This window comes from Kaistella pullorum, assembly GCF_014837035.1.
Classification (GTDB): domain Bacteria; phylum Bacteroidota; class Bacteroidia; order Flavobacteriales; family Weeksellaceae; genus Kaistella; species Kaistella rhinocerotis.
Genome location: NZ_JACSPS010000002.1, coordinates 26,959 through 47,307, shown reverse-complemented (window position 1 = coordinate 47,307; position 20,349 = coordinate 26,959). Strand labels below are relative to the sequence as shown.

Genomic DNA, 20,349 nt, shown 5'->3' with positions numbered 1-20,349 from the left:
CTAAAATAAAACGGCGGATTATCATTTTGATCCGCCGTTTTTGTTCTATTGCTGAGCGTGTTGCGTAGGTTTCGGTGCCCAGCGGTCATAAGGTGTCATATCAAAATTTTCTACCTCATCCCAATCCAACCCCAAAGTGTATGCCACACCTTTTCCGTAGTCAGGATCGGCTTTGTAGCAGTTTCTGATATGTCGGATCTGGATGAATTTTTCGGCGCCGCCAATGTTCACGGCGGTGTTTTTAAAAAGTTCTTCTGCTTTACCATCGGCTTTTATAATTCGGAAAAGATCGCCAGGCTGAGTGTAATAATCCTGATCATCGTCGCGGAAATTATGCTCATACGCCGTTCCATAGAGATCCAGTGGCGGTTCCTTATATTGCGGCTGTTCCTGCCATTCACCGTAGCTGTTGGGTTCATAATGTTTAGTACCGCCATAGTTTCCGTCTACGCGCATCTGCCCGTCACGGTGAAACGCGTGGTAAGGACAGGTAGGCTTGTTCACCGGAATCTGGAAATGATTTACGCCGAGACGATATCTCTGCGCGTCGCCGTAAGAAAAGAGTCGGCCCTGCAGCATCTTGTCGGGCGAAAAGCCAATGCCGGGCACAATGTTGGTCGGGTTGAACGCGGCTTGCTCTACATCCTGGAAATAGTTTTCCGGATTGCGGTTGAGCTCAAATTCCCCTACTTCAATCAGCGGAAAATCTTTTTTAGACCAAACTTTAGTCAAATCAAACGGATGAAAGCGGTAGGTTTTTGCCTGTTCCTCCGTCATCACCTGGATATAAAATTTCCATTTCGGGAAGTTTCCTTTTTCGATATTGTCAAACAAATCGCGTTGCGAAGATTCGCGGTCGCGCCCTATCACTTCAATGGCTTCTTCTTCCGTGAAATTCTCGATGCCCTGCTGGGTACGGAAATGAAATTTCACCCAATGCCGAACATTTTCTTTGTTATAAAAACTGTAGGTATGACTTCCGAAACCATGCATGTGGCGGTAACCTCGCGGTATTCCGCGGTCGCTCATCACGATGGTGACCTGATGCAGGGATTCCGGCAGCAAAGTCCAGAAGTCCCAGTTATTATTGGCGCTGCGCATGTTTGTTTTGGGATCCCGCTTTACCGCATGGTTCAGGTCGGGGAATTTTTTAGGATCACGGAAAAAGAAAACCGGCGTGTTATTGCCCACCAAGTCCCAGATTCCTTCGTCTGTATAAAACTTTAATGCAAAACCGCGGATATCTCGTTCGGCATCTGCTGCGCCACGTTCCCCGGCTACTGTAGAGAAACGCGCAAACATTTCGGTCTTTTTGCCAATCGTATTAAAGATGCTTGCCTTGCTGTATTGGGTGATATCATGTGTAACGGTAAAGGTTCCGAACGCGCCTGATCCTTTCGCGTGCATCCGGCGTTCCGGAATAACTTCACGATCAAAATTGGCCATTTTTTCTAAGAACCAGAAATCCTGCATCAGCAGCGGGCCGCGCGGACCTGCAGTTTGTGAATTTTGATTGTCTGCCACCGGTGCACCGGTCTGCCGCGTAAGTTTTTTGTTTTCGTCCATGGTAAAGGTGTTTTAGTATGTAACTAAATTACGCATTAAAACGTCACCATATCATTTATTTTGTCTAAAACAGTGATTGTGTTTACGTCCCTATTTAAAGGATGATTATCGTGACAATTTACTGTTAAGCAGATTTTTAGGCAGCGGCACATATTCATCTGTGTCACCGGGCACCAGCGGGAAAGCATCATGATTTTGTTCATGCCAGTTTTTCTTCGCTTTCTCGATTATTTCCCTGTCTGAATTGACGAAGTTCCAGAAAATAAAGCGTTCTTCCTCAAAAGGTTCGCCGCCAAAAAGGAAAACCGTTGAATTTTCAGCCATTTCAAATTCGCATAACCGCGCGTTTTTCGCAATAAGAAGCTGGCGGCTGCTGTACGTGTTATTCTCGATCTGCACGCTGCCTTCCAGGATATACATGCCTACTTCACCGAAAAGTTCAGATCCAATATTTATTCTTTCCGCTTTGGTATTTTTAATTTCAAGGAAAAAGAGTTTAGAATGCACCGGAACTGTCGATTTTCTGCCAAAAAGGTCGCCTGCGATAAGTTTGTATTGCAAACCATCCACTTCCCACTGCGGAATTCCGGAGGCTTCCGTATGATGGAAAGTGGGCTCGCTTTGTTCCAGTTCTTTCGGCAAACCTACCCAAATCTGGAAACCGTGAAGCTTCTTATCGGTTTTTCGCAAATATTCCGGTGTACGCTCTGAATGTACCACTCCTTTCCCGGCCGTCATCCAGTTCACGGCACCGGGCTTTATTTCGATGTCGTTACCGAGCGAATCTTTGTGCTGAATGGAACCCTCAAGTAGATAAGTGAGTGTTGAAAGCCCAATATGCGGATGCGGCGCGACATCCAAATTCTGAAAATCATTCAGCGCGGCCGGACCCATATGATCGATAAACACGAATGGTCCTACCGCTCTCTTCTCGCGGAACGGCAACAGCCTTCCTACCAGGAAATTACCAATGTTTGCTGCACGTTCTTCGATGATTAAGCCAATATTTGACATAGCAGGTTTATTTAAAGTTAAGAAATATGAAGATTCGGGATTATTAAATTTATGGTCTGAAAATCATTTAATTAATTTTAAAAAAACCATTAACCAACGCCTAGCCTTCTTTTAACCTCGGGTACCACCTGCGACGCGAAAATCTCGATAGACTTCATTGTAAGTTCATGGGGAAGCGTTCCCAGACTCGATTGTGCTACGAATCTCGTGAAACCAAACAGCTGATGCTGATACAGGATTTTCTCCACCACCTGCTCTACACTGCCTACCAGAAGCGAGCCTTCAGGCGCGCGCATGAAATCAAATTGTGGGCGCGACATTGGCTGCCAGCCGCGGCTTCGGCCCACGCGATCCATCATTTTTGCGTAATGCGGAAAAAATTCCGATGCTACTTTTTCAGCATCTTCACCTACATACATATGGTTGTTTACGCCCACCTGTAAATCTTCGGCGGCGATTCCGTTTTCATGGGCTGACTTCCGGTAAAGATCAAAGAACGGTGTAAACTGCCGTGGTAAACCTCCTATTATGGCTAACATAAGCGGTAGTTTAAGTTTCGCCGCCCGAACTGCAGACGCGGGCGTACCTCCGGCCGCAAGCCAGATAGGAATCTCGCCGGAAACGGCGCGTGGATACACACCCAAGCCGTGAATAGGTGCGCGTAAATTTCCGCTCCAGGTAATCTTTTCGGATCTATTTATTTTTAAAAGCAAATCCAGTTTTTCTTCAAAAAGTTCGTTATAATCATTAAGATCAAACCCAAAAAGAGGAAAAGATTCAATAAAGGAGCCACGACCCGCCATAATCTCTGCGCGACCTCCTGAAATAGCATCCACCGTCGCAAACTGCTGGTAAACACGCACAGGATCATCTGAGCTCAAAACTGTGACCGCGCTGGAAAGTTTAATGTTTTTTGTGACCGCAGATGCGGCGCCCAATACGGTAGTGGGCGAAGAAACCGCATAATCGGGACGGTGATGCTCACCGATGCCGAACATATCAATTCCCAGCTGATCGGCGAGTTTTATTTCCTCAAGCAAATCCTGTATCCTTCTGTACGCATTGGTACCTTTTCCTAGTTCTTTTTCGGGCTCCATATCAGCAAATGTCATCAAGCCGAATTCTATATTCCTCATCTTTCTTATTTTTAAATCATTATTAAATGGTTTACTTCTTAGCTTTTCGTTGTTTAAATGCAGCTAATTTATATCTCAAAATTACGCTAAGAAATGATGGAACACATTGATTTAGGTTAATTATGCTTGATTACTGCCTAATGCAGATTTTCCGTCTTCATATTATCGCCGTCGCGGTGATGCAATCTGCGAAAGACAAATCCGGACAAAATTGTAAGAAGCCCAACCACCAGAAAAGTGTAGCGGAAAGCCGCGTGCGGATCCGTCTGCCCCATCGTGTTCGCTTCGAAAAGTTTTAAAACAATAAGTCCAAAAGCGATTCCGAAACCAATAGCAAGCTGCTGATTAACGGCTACAAGCGAATTTCCGCTGCTGGTATGTGACGAGCGCAGATCTGCGATGGTAATGGTGTTCATCGCTGTAAATTGTATGGAATTAAAAAAACCGAGGACCGCGATAACTGGTACAAACCAAATAATGTTGGTCTCAATACCCGGAATGGCAAAACAGCAAATCAGGAATCCGATGATGAAAGTATTACCCATCAAAGTGCGCCGGTAACCCACTGTGTTCAGGATTTTCAGCACAAATGACTTCCCGAACATTGCGGTGAGCGCCATTGGAGCGACAATCCAGCCTGAAACTACTGCCGATTTATCATACGCAATCTGTATCATCAGCGGAAGCAAAAGTGGTATTGAACTAATGCCAAGCCTTGTCGCAAGATTCCCCAAAATACCGACGCGGAAAGTTCTCACCTGAAAAAGATTCAACGGAAATATTGGGTTATCCGTCTTCTTCGCATGTCTGTAATAGTAGTAGATCATCACGAAGCCCAGCGTAAAGATCAGCAATACAGGTGTAATATTTGAAGCATTTCCCAGCCACTCGAGTGAAACCGAAAGCAACAGGGATGCTGAAGCAAAAATTACAAATCCTTTAAAATCAAATTTAATGGTTTGGGAGCGGTATTCGGGCATGTGTTTAATACTCAGGATAATTCCGGCCACCCCTATCGGGATATTGATTAAAAAAATCCAGTGCCACGACAGATAGTCAACCATATAGCCGCCTACAAGCGGTCCCAACACGGGACCGATCAACGCCGGTACAATGGCAAAGTTCATGGCCTGCACCAATTCGTTTTTATCGTAAGTCTTTATTAAAGCAAGCCGCCCCACCGGAGTCATCAAACTGCCGCCAATTCCCTGTACGACGCGTGAAATAACAAGTTGTGTCAGACTTTGGGAAGCTGCACAAAATGCTGATCCGAGGCTGAAGATGGCAATCGCGAAAATGAAGACTTTGCGCGTGCCGAACTTATCGGCCAAAAATCCGCTGACCGGCATGAACAAAGCGAGTGTGAGAACATAGCTGATAATCGCGTTCTGCATATCGAGTGGTGACTCATTCAGATCTTTCGCGATGGAGGGCAGCGAGGTATTCAGGATTGTGGAATCCAGCATCTGCATAAAAATGGCAGTGGCAAGGATGAACGGCAGGATTTTCTTTGTGGGCGTGTCAAAAGTCTGGGAAAGCTTAGGCATATTGCTTAGCTAACAAAAAGCACACCCAAGTGGGAGTTGGGGAGTTTGGGGTTTGAGAGTAGTTGAGTTTGGAGTATTTGAGTTGTTGAGCGTTTGTGTGGATGAATTTGAGGTTTTTAAGAAAAATCACAGTGGTAATCAGTTCTTAATTACCCAAACTGCCACATATTAAAATCCTACACTTAAATCCACTTTCAGTCAAACCCTCCACTCTCCAATTGTCAAACTCTCAGACCCGCAAACCCTCAATCTCTCAAACTCCATACTCTATACTCAATACTCCCTACTCCCTACTCCATCCTTAATAACTATCCTCATGCACGCTCACCACTGCTCTGCCGCTCGGATCGTTCATTTTCTTAAAAGCTTCATCCCATTCCAAGGCAATCGGTGTTGAACACGCGACGGAAGGAACAGACGGTACTGTTGCGGCAGCGGTCTCACTCGGAAAATGTTCTTCAAAAATGATTCTGTAGCGGTATTCTTCTTTGTTCTGAGGCGTGTTCAGCGGGAAACGGTAATGTGCGTTCGACATCATTTCATCCGATACTTCTTTTTCAGCTAAATCCTTCAGCGAATCAATCCACAAATATCCCACGCCGTCTGAAAACTGTTCTTTCTGCCGCCACGCAATGGATTCCGGCAACAAATCTTCAAAGGCTTTCCGAAGAACCCATTTTTCCATTTTTCCTTCGGCTTTATTGATCATTTTATCTTTAGGATTTACCGTCATTGCGACATCCATGAATTCTTTATCTAAGAACGGAACACGGCCTTCAATTCCCCAGCTCATCAGGGCTTTATTGGCCCGCAGACAGTCGTACAGGTGAAGCTTACCTAGTTTTCTCACTGTTTCTTCGTGAAATTCTTTGGCATTCGGTGCTTTATGGAAGTACAGATAGCCGCCGAAAAGTTCGTCACTTCCTTCACCTGAGAGCACCATTTTTATCCCCATGGATTTGATGACTCTCGCCAGCAAATACATCGGCGTCGATGCGCGAACAGTCGTTACATCGTAAGTCTCCAAATGATAAATTACATCACGCACCGCATCCAGACCTTCCTGAACCGTAAAATGAACTTCGTGGTGAATAGAGCCAATGTGATCAGCAGCTTTTTGAGCGGCAACTAAATCGGGCGAACCTTCCAGTCCTACCGCAAAACTGTGAAGTCTTGGATACCATGCCTCCTGTGTGTCGCCACTTTCGATTCTGTTTCGCGCATATTTGGCTGTAACAGCCGCGATAATGGAAGAATCCAAACCACCCGAAAGCAAGACACCATACGGCACGTCACTCATCAACTGGCGGTGAACCGCGGCTTCCAAACTTTTTCTGATGGCGGAAATATCCGTCACGTTATCTTTTACATTCTCAAAATCTTCCCAGTCACGATGATACCATTTTTGCAGCTCAAAGCCGTCTAAACTGTAAAGGAAATGTCCGGGCAGGAAGGTTTCAATTGTCTTGCAGACGCCTTCCAATGCTTTAAGTTCGGACGCTACATAATAGTTTCCGTTCCTGTCCCAACCCTGATAAAGTGGACAAATGCCCATATGGTCGCGGCCCACGAGATAAATTCCGTTTTCGATATCATAAAGTGCAAATGCAAAAATCCCGTTCAGTTTCTCCAGAAAATCTTTGCCGTCTCTGCGATACAAAGCAAGTATGATTTCGCAATCTGACTGGGTTAAAAATTCATAGTCTGGAAACTCCGCACGCAGCTCCTGATGGTTGTAGATTTCGCCATTCACCGCCAATACCACTTTTCGGTCTTTCGTAAACAGTGGCTGTTTACCCGAGGTTGGATCTACAATCGCGAGTCTTTCGTGGGAGAAAATTACTTTTTCATCCTGAAAGATTCCGCTCCAGTCCGGTCCGCGATGACGGACTTTTTTAGACATTTCTAATATTTGAGGACGGAGTGCTTCCGTTTTCTGTTTTGCATCTAAAAGACATACTATTCCGCACATTTGTTTATAATTTTAATTAAATATTTGCTTATGGTTAAAAGTCGGTTACAAACTTATCTCAAAAGTTTAAAAAACAAAACAATTTTTTACATTATAAGAAAAACATCCTACAATTAATTTTTACAAAGAAAACTTTTCAATAAAATACCGTACTTTGCTGAAAAAGGTTAAAATTTTTCCGCTTATTATATTAAGACTATATTTACATTAAACTAATACACCGATCATGAAAACAAATTTACTTCTTCGCAGATGCCTGCGGAATGCAGTTGCCTCTCTGCTGCTCGCCCAACCGGTGCTTAATGCACAAGTTACACTGCCCAACACCAGACTGGTACAGCTTAATACGGTCAAGGGAAGCGCACTATCAATTGTAGAATCCACTGCAAATTTCACCTACCATGTAGGTACTGCCAATTCAGGTGAGATTGGAGTCGACGGCCTTTCTGCCACTAACATAGGCGTTGATGATTTATTTATTTTAAAGTCAAATGCATCCACAGGAAGTAATATGTGGCTTAAAACTTTTAATGCGGGAAACGGCGGGATCATCACACCGCGGTACGTCAGCGTTGATTCGTCTGAAAACCTGTATGTTTACGGGCAGTTTAGCGGCACTATTACTGCGGGAAGCACTTCAGCCACGGCTACCGGTAGCTCATCCTCTTTTTTAATGAAGATCAGCAGCAACGGAAGCGCAGCCTGGGTTAATCTGTTAACCGGTGGTCACAATGTGGTGTACCCCAAGGTAAAATGTGTAACCGACGGCACTGACACTTTTATTGTTTACAATCAGAATTATGTGGCCAGGATCAATGATACCAACGGAAACCTCGTGTACAACAACCAGTTTAACCAAACCGAGGTAAAATCTGTGGCTCTGCTGAACAACAGCCTGTACCTTGCGGGAGCAACTACTGACAATGGCGTGATGGCCGGCACGGAGACCATTCCCGCAAAAACGGGATTTATACTTAAGGGAGACAAAAGTGGCTCCTTTACTGCATCTTTGAAAGCAGCCGCCAACAGTGACACCAACTATTTCGGGGGATGGACAGACGTCAGTGACATTGCCATTTCTTCCGACGGAGCAGTGGTCTTTTCAGGTTTCAGCAAAGGTTCCACCAGCTTAATATCAGAAACATCGAACTATGGATACACGTACAATCCAAACCCTTCTCAGGAAAATAACAGAATTTTTAATTACGTGGCGAAGATCGATGCCAATCTGGGTGCAGTTGCTTTTTTCAAAACTTCCTCAGCATTAAGCTCAGATTATATTTACGGTATACAAAGCCGTATAACGCACGCATCAGTAAAACCGTACGGGACAACAGGCAATTTCCGGGTCATTTACACAGACAATCATTTCGACGGTAGAAATACCATTAACACTTTTACCAATGCCAATGGGACAACGACTACATTAACACAGTCCTCCACAGGCGGCAATGTGTATAAAGTGTTGCTGTCTTTCAACTCTTCGGGCGCCGCACCCTCCGCCCTGCAGCCTTTCACAAACGGACTGGTAAGCAGCGTGGGGAATAATTATTCCTTATCCATCGTTACAGCCAGACTTTTCAGCACGACTGTTCATGATGGATTATCCGGAGCAGCAATCTGGTCAAAAGAGAAAACAAACTCAATTTCCGGCTCGCTTGTGCACGTTTTTCAGCAAAATCTCAATTTATCAAAAGACCAACTGTTTGTTACGTCCGTCGTTGAAGGCAAAGCCAATTTCTTCGGAAAACAGGTAGATAACGGTTCCGGCGTCTCGGCACGACATTTCGCAAGGCTGCGTGCAGACGGACTGCCGATGTGGCATGCGCAGTTCCATCCTGACTCCGGGACGCGGGAATTAAACGTTTCAAGTGATTTTGCAGCTGTTGATAAAGACGACAACCTGCTGATGCTGGCGAACACAAGCGGCGCCACCTCTATTTTCACTGATGCCGCAGGAAATACGGCAAGCTTTAACCAAAATGCGCTGATAAGCACAAAAGTGATCATCAAAACCAATAAGGATGGTCATTTCATGTGGAGCAAACAGCTCATTCCGGCACAGGCGGCAATTATCAGCGCTGCCATTACAGCTGACGGCAATGGCGATGTACATGTGGTCGGGATTACCAATCAATCATTTACAGTGGATGGGAATACCGTGTCGGGCACTGTTTCTGGCAATATATTTATATTGAAATTTTCGGCATCAGGAAATTTGCTGTATTCCAAATCTTATCCGAATGTTGGTGCGTATTCCTTACTCCCTGTTTTGGACGCACAGCATACGCTTTATCTATTAACAGAACCAGTCAATCACACGGGAAATAATTATGTATTTGACGGTGTTACCATTCCTGCAAATCCAGATTATATGGATCATCTCATGTTAAAATTTAACAGCAGCGGCAACGTGACCGCGGGAAAAAATTTCTACGCAAACCAACCTGCCGGTTCTACAGGGTATTCATGGCCGAACGACATTGTATTTGACGGGGAAAATTTCATTTTAATGGGCAGCTATTACAGCATCAGCAATACGGACACCAATTTCAATGGTCTGGATATGGCTGCAGTTCCGAAAGTGTATTCGCCCGAAACACACATTCCGTTTCTAGCCAAAGTAAAAACGGACGGAAGTGTAATGTGGCAGATACCCCTGCATTCCAACAACTCCAACACCTCAGCTTATACAAACATCAGTTTGGATGAGAATAAAAACATCTATATGTATGGATACGTAAAGGATAAAATGTCGGTTAATGGCACAGAGTATCTTTTTGATGCAAATACCGGAAATAAAATACTGCTGAAACTGGATACAGACGGAAGTCTTAAATACAGCAAAGTGGTTGATAGCGGTATGAACAACTACCCCATGCTTTCGGTGTTCGGCAATGATAAAGTAAACGTTTCAAGTTTTACCTCTGCCAGTACTATCTTAAACTATCCGGTAAACTTCAACCGGGCATCCAATTTCTATATCGCTACTTTCGGCAACTTAGATACCAAGTACCTCACCCCGACCAAAGAGTATCTGGAGCTGACCAATCTCGAAATCAGCAATAATCCGGATAATGCCAATACTTTTTCGTTTGACATCATCAACAATGTCAACTGGACCGCAAACAGCGACACCAGCTGGCTCAATCTTTCCTACCTGAGTTTAACAGGGAAACATGACTTTAAGAATTCAATCTCGGGGAACGGTGATGCGAAACTGATCATGTCCGCGCAAACCAATACAACAGGCGTGAACCGCACGGCCAATGTTTTGGTCTCCGGCGACAGCGGTGTTTCACCTAAAACCATCGCAATCACACAGTCTGCGGTATTGGCCTCCGGTGAAAACAAGACGTTTGTTACCACGCTGTATCCGAATCCGACTTCCGATATCTTATATATCGATACAAAACAGAGAATTTCCAAAATCGAGATTTTCGATATGAGCGGAAGACTGTTGAAAACCGCTGACGGCAAAGACAAGAAAGTTTCCGTCGCGCAACTGAACAAGGGAACCTACCTCATCCTTATCCATACCGAAAACGGAGTTGTAAATTCCAAATTCATCAAGAAATAGGTATAAATCAATAAACACAAAGAAGCCATTTCAGCATTTGAAATGGCTTCTTCTGTTATCGACAATATTCCTTTAGGCTTTCCTGGCAATGAGCGCCATGTAAAAGCCGTCGAAACCTTCGCTCGGCATTACTTTTTCTTCTTTAAGCAGTTTGAAGCCCTCATTTTCCTTCAAGAATGTTTCTACCTGCTCATTATTTTCGCTTGGCAGAATAGAACATGTCGCGTAAACCATCTTTCCGCCTTTTTTCAGCATCTTGCTGTAATCCTGCAGGATTTGCTGCTGTTCTTTTTTAATACGGTCAATGAAATCCTGGTCAATTTTCCATTTGGAATCGGGATTTCTTTTTAATACGCCCAAACCTGAACACGGCGCGTCAATCAGCACACGGTCGGCCTTTTCGTGAAGTCTTTTGATGACTTTATTATCCTCTATGAAGCGCGCTTCGATGTTGTGTGCACCGGCTCGTTTTGCACGGCGTTTCAGTTCTGCAAGTTTCCATTCGTAAATATCAAGCGCAATGATCTGTCCTTTGTTTTTCATCAGAGCCGCCAAATGCAAAGTTTTTCCACCCGCGCCCGCGCACGCATCCACGACGCGCATACCTTCCTGAACGTCTAAAAGTTCACCAATCTTTTGTGAAGAGGCATCCTGTACCTCGAACAAACCGTCTTTGAAAGCCGATGTGAGAAACACATTTTTCTTTTCCTCAAGCTGTATTGCGTCCGGATAATTCTTGATTGGGAAACTCTCTACATTTTCATCTTTAAGGTCAGAGATGAGTTCTTTAGTGGATGTTTTAAGGGTATTGGCCCGCAGAATCGTCGGCGCCTGCTCGTTGAGCGCATTCATCTCACGTTCCCATTTTGGCCCAAGTTCTTTTTCAAGTGTTTCAGCGAGCCAGTCGGGGATCGAATGCTCAATGGCTTTTGTAGGAACTGTATTCTTCTTAAGTTTATTTAAGATGTCCGCGATTTTAATACCGTCGAATTCTTCAAATTTTTTGTAGTGCGTCTTGGTCCAGAGGCAATACGTAAGAATCATTTTATAGATATTGTTGGGTTTCACACCTTCGCTCATGTAATACTCAAGGCGTTTTTTCCAGCGGATGATATCATAGAAGATCTGTGAAACCACTTTCCGGTCTTCACTGCCCCACTTTCTGTTGGCTTTCAAAAGCCTTTCAATGACCTTGTCGGCGTATTTTCTGTCCTGAAAAAATGTTTCTTCCAGTGCGTCGTGAATTCCAATGAGTAGGTTTCGGTGAATGAGTTCCATTAAAAATGATTAAATAAAATTATAGCCTGCAAAATTACGCTTTTTGAAGATGAAAACACGTACGCGAATTTCTTCGCCATATGCACAGCTTCGAACACACCTCCCAACGGGCTGTTTTTACTTTTTACCTGGCACTTTTACCCGTTTCTGCCAAATAAGCGTTCCAGCCAGCCAGTTTGTATTGTAAGGCAGCGCTTTCGGCGTCATCGGATTTGTAAATGCCGCGACCTACGATGATGAAATCTGTCCGGAGGTTTTTTATCGCATGCTCCGGTGAGTGATACTGCTGACCTTTCCCGTCACCCGAATCAGATAAACTTATGCCCGGCGTGAACAGCAAAAGGTTCTCCGGCAATTGCTTCTGCGAAACACCGCCGATTACGTTCGGATGATCCTGCGCTACTTTCAGCGCCTGCTCGTGATAGTTTCTGTCCGTCAGTGTTCCTTTTGAAGACATTCCGAGGATTGCGACAACACCAACATTAAGGAAACAGTCCAAAGATTCGTAACCGCCGATCACGTGGGAAGTAACAAAGTCTGCCCAGTTTGAAATCTTATACATACCGTACGAAAACTGCAGCTCTTGCGTATAACCGATGTCGGCAAATTTGCGGTCTTCCATCAGCAGGAAATTGTGCTTCACCGCGAGGTCTTTGAGCGGAAGGATAGTGGTATCGGGGTCAAAATCGGTGATGATATCGATATGGGTTTTCAGGGCGACAATATGAGGTCCGATTTTATCGGCCAAGTCAAGCAACTCCTGCGTGGTAAGCACATCAGCCGAAGCGATCAGGTTTGAATTTTTTGCAATAGCGGTTTCCAGCAGCTTTTTAGCTACAGAATGCTCCGCCACTTCCAGTTTCTGCTCGTAAGTCAGGCGCACATCTTCCTTAAAAGTAATTTGGTTTCCGCGCAAAAAATCATTGATCCTTAAAACATCCTCATCGCAAAGATGCTCTTCTTCCTGCAACATTTTGCAGACTTCAGAAATGGTAAATAAGGTATGTACACGGTATCCTTTAGCTTCCAACAGCTCTTTTCCGCCCTGTTCGCGGTCGAGAACCACCACAATATCAGAAACTGTGATGCCTTCGTCTTCAATCTCCGGAATGGTTTCGAGCAAAGATTTGCCGGAGGTGATTACGTCTTCTACCAGCAGGCAATTTTGTCCCTTTTTATAAATACCTTCAATTAGTTTTTTGGTGCCGTGTTCTTTGGCTTCTTTTCGTTTAATGATCAGCGGAAGATAACTTTCCAAAGACATTGCTGTGGCCATAGGCAGCGCCGCATACGGAACACCGCAGATCAAATCAAAATTATCGAGCGGCAGCATATCCAAAAGGTAATTGGCAAGCCGTTTCAAGATTTTCGGGTCCGAGGCCAGCGGCCGCAAATCCACATAGAACGGACTTTCAATACCGCTTTTCAGGGTGAAACGACCAAATTTGATGATACCGAGCTCATAGCACTCGAGAAAGAATTTCTTTTTGCTTTCCATTTACTTTAAGGTTTGTTACAAATTTAAGGTTTTCCGCTGTTTCAGATGCAGAATTTCCCTATTTAAAAATTAAAGGGACTGCCTGAGAGCAACAGCAACTGTGCCAAAGGAACCGGAACGTTCGTGCTGGATCTGAATTAAAAAAGTATAAAAAATTCTATCTTCGTAGAAAATCAAACAATTTTTCAAATGAAAAGACATCTCTCCGCACTTTTGCTAATGTTTTCGGTATTTGCGCTGGCCCAAATCGATGAAAAAAAACTCGATGAACTCATTCAAAACACGCTGAAAACATTCGATGTTCCGGGCATGTCCGTCGGCATTATTAAAGACGGAAAAACCGTTTATGCAAAAGGTTTTGGCGTCGCTTCACTGAATACCAAAGCCAAGATGGACGAAAATACGCTTGTCGGGATCGCATCAAATTCTAAAGGCTTTACAGGCACCGCACTCGCGATGCTAGCAGATGAAGGTAAATTAAGTTTCGATGACAAAGTCATTAAGCATATTCCGGAATTCCGCATGTACGATCCTTACGTAACGCAGGAAATCACCATCAAAGACCTTATTACGCACCGCGCAGGTCTGGGTTTGGGTCAGGGCGATTTAATGTTTTTCCCAGAAGGTGGAAACCTGACGGTAAACGATATCGTGCACAATGTGCGCTACCTGAAACCCGAAAATACCTTCCGTACTACACTCGACTACAATAACATCATGTTCATTGTCGCGGGCGAAGTGATTCACCGCGCATCGGGATTAACCTGGGCCGAATTCATCGAGCAGAGAATTTTGAAACCTGTCGGTATGAATGCGAGCTACGGCAGCTATAGCCGCGCAAAAAAGGCCAACGTAAAAAACATTATTGAAGCACACGCGCCCGTGGACGGCCAAGCTGTTCCCGTGCCTCACGACTGGAATGAAACAGCAAACGCAGCCGGTGGAATCATCAGCAACATCACCGACATGAATACATGGGCGGAATTTCTGATGAACGGTTTCACGACGAAAGACGGCAAAAAACTGGTTTCGGACAAGCAGATTCAGCAGCTTTGGAACCTACATATCAATACACCGGTAGCACTCAAAAATGCGAATGACTCCAATTTTGCGGGCTACGGCCTGGGCTGGTTCCTGACCGATGTGAAGGGTCACAAACAGGTTTACCATACCGGTGGTCTCATCGGAACAGTGACGCAGTTTACGCTGATCCCCGACATGAAGCTGGGCATTGTGGTGCTGACCAATCAGCAGAGCGGTGCGGCTTTCAGCACCATTACCAACACAGTGAGAGATTCATACCTCGGCATAGCAGATAAAAACTGGCTCAAAACATACGGCGACCGCATGGCGAAGGTAAATGCAGATTACGAAAAGGGTAAGAAGGAAGTTTTTGCCAAGTCTGATGCCTTTAAAAAAGATAAAAAACTTCAACCAAAACCTGAACAGTATATCGGGACCTACCGTGACAACTGGTTTGGTGATATAATTTTAAGCCAGGAAAACGGCAAACTGCGCATCCGCTGCAAAAATTCGCCGCGTCTGAAAGGAGATCTGCTTCCTTACAGCCACAATACATTCATCGCGAAATGGGATGACCGCAGCTATGATGCGGATGCATTTGTGATCCTGAATTACGACGAAAAGGGAAAAGCAACCTCTGCCAGAATGAAACCGATCTCTGATATCACTGACTTCTCATTTGATTTTGAAGATCTGGATTTGCAGCGCGTAGATTAAGAATCACTTCACACCAAAATAAAAACCCTTTCTACTAACTTTTGAAAGGGTTTTGTTTTGTTTAAATGTATGCGCTAAATATATTTAGGCTCCAGGTAGAACAGCAGTTTTTTCGGCGCACCTTCAAAATCAGTCCAGGAATCACAATCGATTTCCCAAGCGGCAACACCGCAGGTGGAAAACGCGAAAATACTGTCACACAGCGTATTCGCAAAATTGGAGATTCCGTTGTTGTGAGAAAACATCGCCACCGACTCGGTATCATCTGCCAATTCATAAATCACCGACACAAAGTTCCCTTCATTGGCATTGTAAAGCTTCTTGTTCGTCTCCATATCCGCCTGGAAATGCTGATTGAAGATCTTACAAGTACTCAGTGCACGCAGCGCCGGGCTGCTGATTAACCGATCCACTTTTATTCCGGTTTCGTGCAGGTGCGCCGCCATGCGTTGCGCATCCAGAATCCCGCTTTCCGCTAAAGGCCGGTCAAAATCTTCTGTATCTTCAGGCCAGTCGCTTTTTGCGTGCCGAACAAGTAAAAGTGTCTTCATAGCTTATAGTTTACGGAATAAAATTATGGAATATTTTTAAATTTCATCAAATATTTACCGCGCGCTGTACCTGATTTATGTTCGGTAAATTTTCTTAAATTTGCGCACTATGGCTCAAATCCTCGCAATAGATTACGGAAAAGCGCGCTGCGGCCTCGCTGCAACAGACGATTTCCAGATCATCGCGTCGGGTCTTGAAACCGTAGAAACCAAAAACCTTTTCCCGTTTTTAGCGAAGTATTTTGCGCAGAACCAGGTGGAAGCGATCGTAGTTGGACTCCCGACAGACCTGAAAGGAAATCTGTCGCAGATTGAAACTGAGATTTTGAAATTTTTAGAAAAATTCAGGACACAGTTTCCGGATATTACGGTAAACCGTTTTGATGAACGCTTCACCTCCAAAATGGCCTCGTTCTACATTTCGCAGAGTGGAAAAAACAAGAAAAAGCGTGAGGAAAAAGGATTGGTGGATAAAGTGAGCGCAACGCTTATTTTGCAGAATTTTTTAGAACAACAACAAAAATGATACTACCGATACGCGCATTTGGCGACGCCGTTTTAAGGAAAAGATGTCAGGAGATAGACAAAGATTATCCTGAGCTCAGCGAACTGATTGCTAACATGTTTGAAACAATGGATTCCGCGCATGGCATCGGGCTGGCAGCACCTCAGGTTGGCCTTGATATCAGGCTTTTCGTGGTAGATCTGTCGCCGCTGGCGGAAGATGAAGATTATGCAGACATTGCAGATGAACTGAAGGATTTTAAGAAAGTGCTTATCAACGCGCAAATCCTCGAAGAGTCCGGCGAAGAATGGAAATTTAATGAAGGCTGCCTTTCTATTCCCGACGTCCGCGAAGATGTAAAACGTAAGGAAACCATTGTCATTGAGTATTACGACGAGAATTTCGTGAAGCATACAGACACATTTTCAGATATGCGCGCACGTGTGATTCAGCATGAATACGACCATATTGAAGGAATTCTGTTTACGGATCACCTCAGCAGCCTGAAGAAAAAACTGGTGAAAGGAAAACTGATGAAAATCTCAAACGGAGACGTTGCCGTCAACTACAAAATGAGGTTTCCTAAGTAGATTACCCGCCTTTAAGAATAAAAATTAAACTAAAAAATAAGAAAAAAATGCAGTTAGAAAAAATAATTTCAATTTCGGGAAAACCGGGTCTTTACAAGCTCGTCTCTCAGCTGAAAAACGGCTTCATCATTGAAGATGTACTTACAAAAAAGAAGCTCAGCATCGGTAATACATCGCAGGTGAGCCTGCTTGACAATATCGCGATGTTCACTTTTGACAAAGAGGTTCCGCTTTTTGAAGTTTTTGAGAACATTGCTAAAGATTCAGGTTATACGGAGACGATCTCTCACAAATCTACTGATGCAGAACTGCGCGAATTCATGCTGAAAGCACTTCCAGACTACGATACAGACCGCGTTTACGTTTCAGACATCAAAAAACTTGCGCAGTGGTACAACATCCTGCACAAAGCCGGCTACATCACAGCGGAATCTTTTGTAAAAGCTGAATCAACGGAAGAAGAACCAGCTGACGCAGTTTCTACTGAAAAAGTGGAGACTAAAAAACCAGCTCCGAAGGCAGAAAAACCGGCTGCACCAAAAGCCAAAGCATCATCTTCTGCTGCGAAAGGCGCTCCAAAAAGCACACACCGAAAAATGGGCTAAGCCATTTTGTAATATTGAATAACTTTGTCAGGTCACCGGTCTGGCAAAGTTTTTTTTTGCCTTAACCTTAACCTCAACCTAAAAACTAAATGAATTCAAGACAGGAAAAACTCGAAGCCTTCGGGCGTTTGCTCGATATAATGGATGATCTACGCGAAAAATGTCCGTGGGACCGTAAGCAGGATTTCCAGAGCCTGCGTCACCTCACCCTCGAGGAAGTGTATGAACTTTCAGATTCTATTCTGGCAGAAGATTTACCCGAAATAAAGAAGGAACTGGGCGACGTACTGCTTCATTTGGTCTTCTATGCGAAGTTGGGTTCAGAAAAAGAGAGTTTTGATATCGCAGATGTTATCAATGCGCTGAACGAAAAACTCATCTACCGCCATCCGCACATCTACGGCGATGTAGAGGTTCAGAATGAAGACGAAGTAAAAGAGAATTGGGAAAAACTCAAACTGAAGGAAGGCAACAAATCGATCCTATCCGGCGTACCGAAAGGTTTGCCGACTCTTGTGAAAGCCTTTCGAATCCAGGATAAAGTGAAAGGAATTGGTTTTGAATTCGCTAATGCTGATGATGCCTGGACGAAAGTGGATGAAGAACTCAGCGAGTTTCACGCAGAAACCGATCCTGAAAAGAAAGAACAGGAACTTGGCGATGTCTTTTTTTCATTAATTAATTATGCCCGGATTTCAGGGTTAAATCCCGATTCTGCGCTTGAAAAGACCAATCTTAAATTTATCTCCCGTTTCCAGAAAATGGAAAATTTGGCTTTGGCTAAAAATTTAAAAATCGAAGATCTGGTGCTATCACAGATGGATGAACTTTGGGATGAAGCGAAAAAATCTGAATACTAAAAGCTATGCAACAGTTTAAAGTAGGCCTTTGCGCCTTCGGAATGAGCGGAAAAGTCTTCCATGCGCCTTTCCTGAAACAGCACCCCAATTTTTTGCTCTCGGCAATTGTAGAACGCACAAAAAACGAATCACGGGAAAAATATCCGGATGCTACGATATACCGAAGCGTAGAGGAAATGCTGAGCGATTCGGACGTAGATATCGTAGTCGTAAATACACCCGTCCAGACTCATTTTGAATTTGCGAAAAAAGCGCTTCAAGCTGGCAAAAACCTCATTGTGGAGAAACCCTTCACAGTTTCGGTGGCTGAAGCGGCAGAACTCAGTTCACTGGCACGTGCACATCAGAAATTCATCAGTGTTTACCAAAACCGCCGCTTTGACCGCGATTTCCTGCAGGTTAAAAAGGTAATCGCCAGTGAAAAACTCGGCGCTTTGAAAGAAGTTGAGATCCGTTTTGACCGTTTTCGTACTACCCCCGGCACAAAAGACCACAAGGAGAATCCGGCATTGCCCGGAGCAGGCGCCTTGCACGATCTGGGTTCACATCTTATTGACCAGACCATGGTTCTGTTTGGTCCGCCGACGAGCGTTTTCGCCGATGTTTTCACGATGAAAGAGCAGGCGGCCGCAAATGATTATTTCGACATTCTGCTTCGTTACAAAAATGGCCTGCGCGTCCGGCTGAAATCTACTGTGTTTGCAAAGGAAAGTGCCTACGCTTACATACTGCACGGATCCCGCGGTTCCTTTTTACAGATGCGCAGCGATGCACAGGAGCAGGAACTAATAGCTGGTGCGGCACCACTCGGACAGGACTGGCAGCAAATACTGGAAACTGCAGACGGCATTTTAATCTATGAAGACTCCAACGGGGCGCATCGGGTCAACACCACAAGTGAACCCGGTAATTATATGGATTATTTCGACGCTATAGCGCATCATCTTGTCGCAGCAAAACCACTACCCTCTCCCGCATCGGAAGTCATCCTGAATATGCGGATCATTGAAGCCGCACTGAAAAGTGCAGAAACAGGCGCTTTTGTAAGGTTGGAATAGTCGTAAATTTAGTTCAGCAGCATTGTCTATAGAGTAGATTTTAATATAATTTTAAAACAGCTCGGGTTGTTGAGGTCTGATATTTGTATTTTCATAAAAACAAAAAAAATATTATTATGAGTAATACAAACACATCACAGGGACGAAAGGTACAGCCAAAAAGCTCCGCAGCAGAAGGACTGAGAGAGCTTTTCGTGGATGAACTGAAAGACATCGTTTATGCTGAACGCGCACTGCTGAAAGCTTTACCCAAAATGGCCAACAATGCCACAGAGTCAAAACTTAAGATGGCCATCGAAGATCATATTGCGGTAACGGAGGGGCAAGTACAGCGCCTGGAGCAAATCTTTGAAATTTTAGGCGAATCCAGCCGTGGCAAAAAATGCGATGCGATGGAAGGCCTCATCAAGGAAGGCGAAAGCATCCTGGAAGAAACGGAACCGGGACCAGTTCGCGATGCCGGCATCATTTCCGCGTCACAAAAAATTGAGCATTACGAAATTGCATCTTACGGAACACTTTCCGCATTCGCAAACACGCTCGGCGAGACGGAAATTGTGGAACTGCTTGAAGCTACTTTAGCCGAGGAAAAAGAAGCCGATTCATTACTTACCGAGTCAGCATACAACTCCATCAATTGGGAAGCGGCGGAAGAAGATCAACAATAACTGTCGAGCAGTCCCGAATAACCAATATTCCGGCTGCATCTATTTAACCTAAAACCTTTGTCAAAATATTTTGGCGAAGGTTTTTTTTAATATATCAAAATAAACCTATGATCACAACGCTGCGATGGCCACGCGTTTTGGCAACAAAATTTGAAATGGTTATCTTTGGTGACTTTGTATA

Annotated in this window: 16 protein-coding genes; 8 read left to right on the top strand and 8 right to left on the bottom strand. The window is 44.4% G+C overall.

Features of this window, described 5'->3' with window-relative positions; genetic code table 11:
* Positions 1–45: 45 nt before the first annotated feature.
* From H9628_RS04640 to asnB, 5 genes are all read right to left on the bottom strand, one after another.
* Entirely contained in the window at positions 46–1,566 is a 1,521-nt protein-coding gene (locus tag H9628_RS04640) for a catalase (RefSeq protein WP_251832962.1), read from the bottom strand.
* A 105-nt stretch (positions 1,567–1,671) separates the two neighbouring features.
* Entirely contained in the window at positions 1,672–2,580 is a 909-nt protein-coding gene (locus H9628_RS04635) for a pirin family protein (RefSeq protein WP_251832961.1), read from the bottom strand.
* Positions 2,581–2,669: 89 nt separating this feature from the next.
* Entirely contained in the window at positions 2,670–3,716 is a 1,047-nt protein-coding gene (locus H9628_RS04630) for an LLM class flavin-dependent oxidoreductase (RefSeq protein WP_251832960.1), read from the bottom strand.
* A gap of 137 nt (positions 3,717–3,853) precedes the next feature.
* The gene (locus tag H9628_RS04625) at positions 3,854–5,263 is read right to left on the bottom strand and encodes an MFS transporter (RefSeq protein WP_251832959.1); all 1,410 of its coding nucleotides are present in this window, start codon (positions 5,261–5,263) and stop codon (positions 3,854–3,856) included.
* 301 nt (positions 5,264–5,564) lie between these two features.
* Positions 5,565–7,235 (bottom strand): asparagine synthase B, encoded by a 1,671-nt coding sequence (gene asnB, locus H9628_RS04620; RefSeq protein ID WP_251832958.1) that lies wholly within the window; start codon positions 7,233–7,235, stop codon positions 5,565–5,567.
* 226 nt (positions 7,236–7,461) lie between these two features.
* Here asnB and H9628_RS04615 point away from each other — a divergent pair, with 226 nt between their 5' ends.
* A complete protein-coding gene (locus tag H9628_RS04615; protein WP_251832957.1) occupies positions 7,462–10,815 on the top strand; it encodes a T9SS type A sorting domain-containing protein in 3,354 nt (1,117 codons plus the stop codon).
* A 72-nt stretch (positions 10,816–10,887) separates the two neighbouring features.
* Here the strand turns inward: H9628_RS04615 and H9628_RS04610 are convergent, their stop codons facing one another.
* On the bottom strand, positions 10,888–12,093 hold the full coding sequence (locus H9628_RS04610; RefSeq protein WP_251832956.1) for an RsmB/NOP family class I SAM-dependent RNA methyltransferase: 1,206 nt from the start codon (positions 12,091–12,093) through the stop codon (positions 10,888–10,890).
* 124 nt (positions 12,094–12,217) lie between these two features.
* Positions 12,218–13,591, bottom strand: a complete 1,374-nt coding sequence (gene pyrF, locus H9628_RS04605; protein ID WP_251832955.1) for an orotidine-5'-phosphate decarboxylase — start codon at positions 13,589–13,591, stop codon at positions 12,218–12,220.
* Positions 13,592–13,780: 189 nt separating this feature from the next.
* Here pyrF and H9628_RS04600 point away from each other — a divergent pair, with 189 nt between their 5' ends.
* The gene (locus H9628_RS04600; protein WP_251832954.1) at positions 13,781–15,331 is read left to right on the top strand and encodes a serine hydrolase; all 1,551 of its coding nucleotides are present in this window, start codon (positions 13,781–13,783) and stop codon (positions 15,329–15,331) included.
* Between the two features lie 74 nt (positions 15,332–15,405).
* Here the strand turns inward: H9628_RS04600 and H9628_RS04595 are convergent, their stop codons facing one another.
* Positions 15,406–15,882: a SixA phosphatase family protein gene (locus H9628_RS04595; protein ID WP_251832953.1), complete on the bottom strand. Its 477-nt coding sequence runs from the start codon at positions 15,880–15,882 to the stop codon at positions 15,406–15,408.
* Positions 15,883–15,991: 109 nt separating this feature from the next.
* Between H9628_RS04595 and ruvX the strand changes: the two genes are divergently transcribed.
* From ruvX to H9628_RS04565, 6 genes are all read left to right on the top strand, one after another.
* Complete coding sequence (gene ruvX, locus H9628_RS04590) at positions 15,992–16,408, top strand: Holliday junction resolvase RuvX (protein WP_251832952.1); 417 nt, start codon at positions 15,992–15,994, stop codon at positions 16,406–16,408.
* Entirely contained in the window at positions 16,405–16,977 is a 573-nt protein-coding gene (def, locus tag H9628_RS04585; protein WP_251832951.1) for a peptide deformylase, read from the top strand. Before ruvX ends, def begins: the two co-directional genes overlap by 4 nt.
* A gap of 47 nt (positions 16,978–17,024) precedes the next feature.
* Positions 17,025–17,582, top strand: a complete 558-nt coding sequence (locus tag H9628_RS04580) for a DUF5606 family protein (protein WP_251832950.1) — start codon at positions 17,025–17,027, stop codon at positions 17,580–17,582.
* A gap of 89 nt (positions 17,583–17,671) precedes the next feature.
* Positions 17,672–18,442, top strand: a complete 771-nt coding sequence (mazG, locus tag H9628_RS04575) for a nucleoside triphosphate pyrophosphohydrolase (RefSeq protein WP_251832949.1) — start codon at positions 17,672–17,674, stop codon at positions 18,440–18,442.
* 5 nt (positions 18,443–18,447) lie between these two features.
* Positions 18,448–19,500: a Gfo/Idh/MocA family protein gene (locus tag H9628_RS04570; protein ID WP_251832948.1), complete on the top strand. Its 1,053-nt coding sequence runs from the start codon at positions 18,448–18,450 to the stop codon at positions 19,498–19,500.
* Positions 19,501–19,616: 116 nt separating this feature from the next.
* Positions 19,617–20,168, top strand: coding sequence for a YciE/YciF ferroxidase family protein (locus H9628_RS04565; RefSeq protein ID WP_251832947.1), 552 nt, complete (start codon positions 19,617–19,619; stop codon positions 20,166–20,168).
* Positions 20,169–20,349: the final 181 nt, after the last annotated feature.

Excerpts from the sequence above, each read along its gene's own strand:
- H9628_RS04625 (WP_251832959.1), bottom strand. The coding sequence starts at position 5,263 with ATGCCTAAGCTTTCCCAGACTTTTGACACGCCCACAAAGAAAATCCTG.
- H9628_RS04580 (WP_251832950.1), top strand. The coding sequence starts at position 17,025 with ATGCAGTTAGAAAAAATAATTTCAATTTCGGGAAAACCGGGTCTTTAC.
- mazG (WP_251832949.1), top strand. The coding sequence starts at position 17,672 with ATGAATTCAAGACAGGAAAAACTCGAAGCCTTCGGGCGTTTGCTCGAT.
- H9628_RS04615 (WP_251832957.1), top strand. The coding sequence starts at position 7,462 with ATGAAAACAAATTTACTTCTTCGCAGATGCCTGCGGAATGCAGTTGCC.
- ruvX (WP_251832952.1), top strand. The coding sequence starts at position 15,992 with ATGGCTCAAATCCTCGCAATAGATTACGGAAAAGCGCGCTGCGGCCTC.
- pyrF (WP_251832955.1), bottom strand. The coding sequence starts at position 13,591 with ATGGAAAGCAAAAAGAAATTCTTTCTCGAGTGCTATGAGCTCGGTATC.
- def (WP_251832951.1), top strand. The coding sequence starts at position 16,405 with ATGATACTACCGATACGCGCATTTGGCGACGCCGTTTTAAGGAAAAGA.
- H9628_RS04595 (WP_251832953.1), bottom strand. The coding sequence starts at position 15,882 with ATGAAGACACTTTTACTTGTTCGGCACGCAAAAAGCGACTGGCCTGAA.
- H9628_RS04565 (WP_251832947.1), top strand. The coding sequence starts at position 19,617 with ATGAGTAATACAAACACATCACAGGGACGAAAGGTACAGCCAAAAAGC.
- H9628_RS04640 (WP_251832962.1), bottom strand. The coding sequence starts at position 1,566 with ATGGACGAAAACAAAAAACTTACGCGGCAGACCGGTGCACCGGTGGCA.
- H9628_RS04610 (WP_251832956.1), bottom strand. The coding sequence starts at position 12,093 with ATGGAACTCATTCACCGAAACCTACTCATTGGAATTCACGACGCACTG.
- H9628_RS04600 (WP_251832954.1), top strand. The coding sequence starts at position 13,781 with ATGAAAAGACATCTCTCCGCACTTTTGCTAATGTTTTCGGTATTTGCG.
- H9628_RS04635 (WP_251832961.1), bottom strand. The coding sequence starts at position 2,580 with ATGTCAAATATTGGCTTAATCATCGAAGAACGTGCAGCAAACATTGGT.
- H9628_RS04630 (WP_251832960.1), bottom strand. The coding sequence starts at position 3,716 with ATGAGGAATATAGAATTCGGCTTGATGACATTTGCTGATATGGAGCCC.
- H9628_RS04570 (WP_251832948.1), top strand. The coding sequence starts at position 18,448 with ATGCAACAGTTTAAAGTAGGCCTTTGCGCCTTCGGAATGAGCGGAAAA.
- asnB (WP_251832958.1), bottom strand. The coding sequence starts at position 7,235 with ATGTGCGGAATAGTATGTCTTTTAGATGCAAAACAGAAAACGGAAGCA.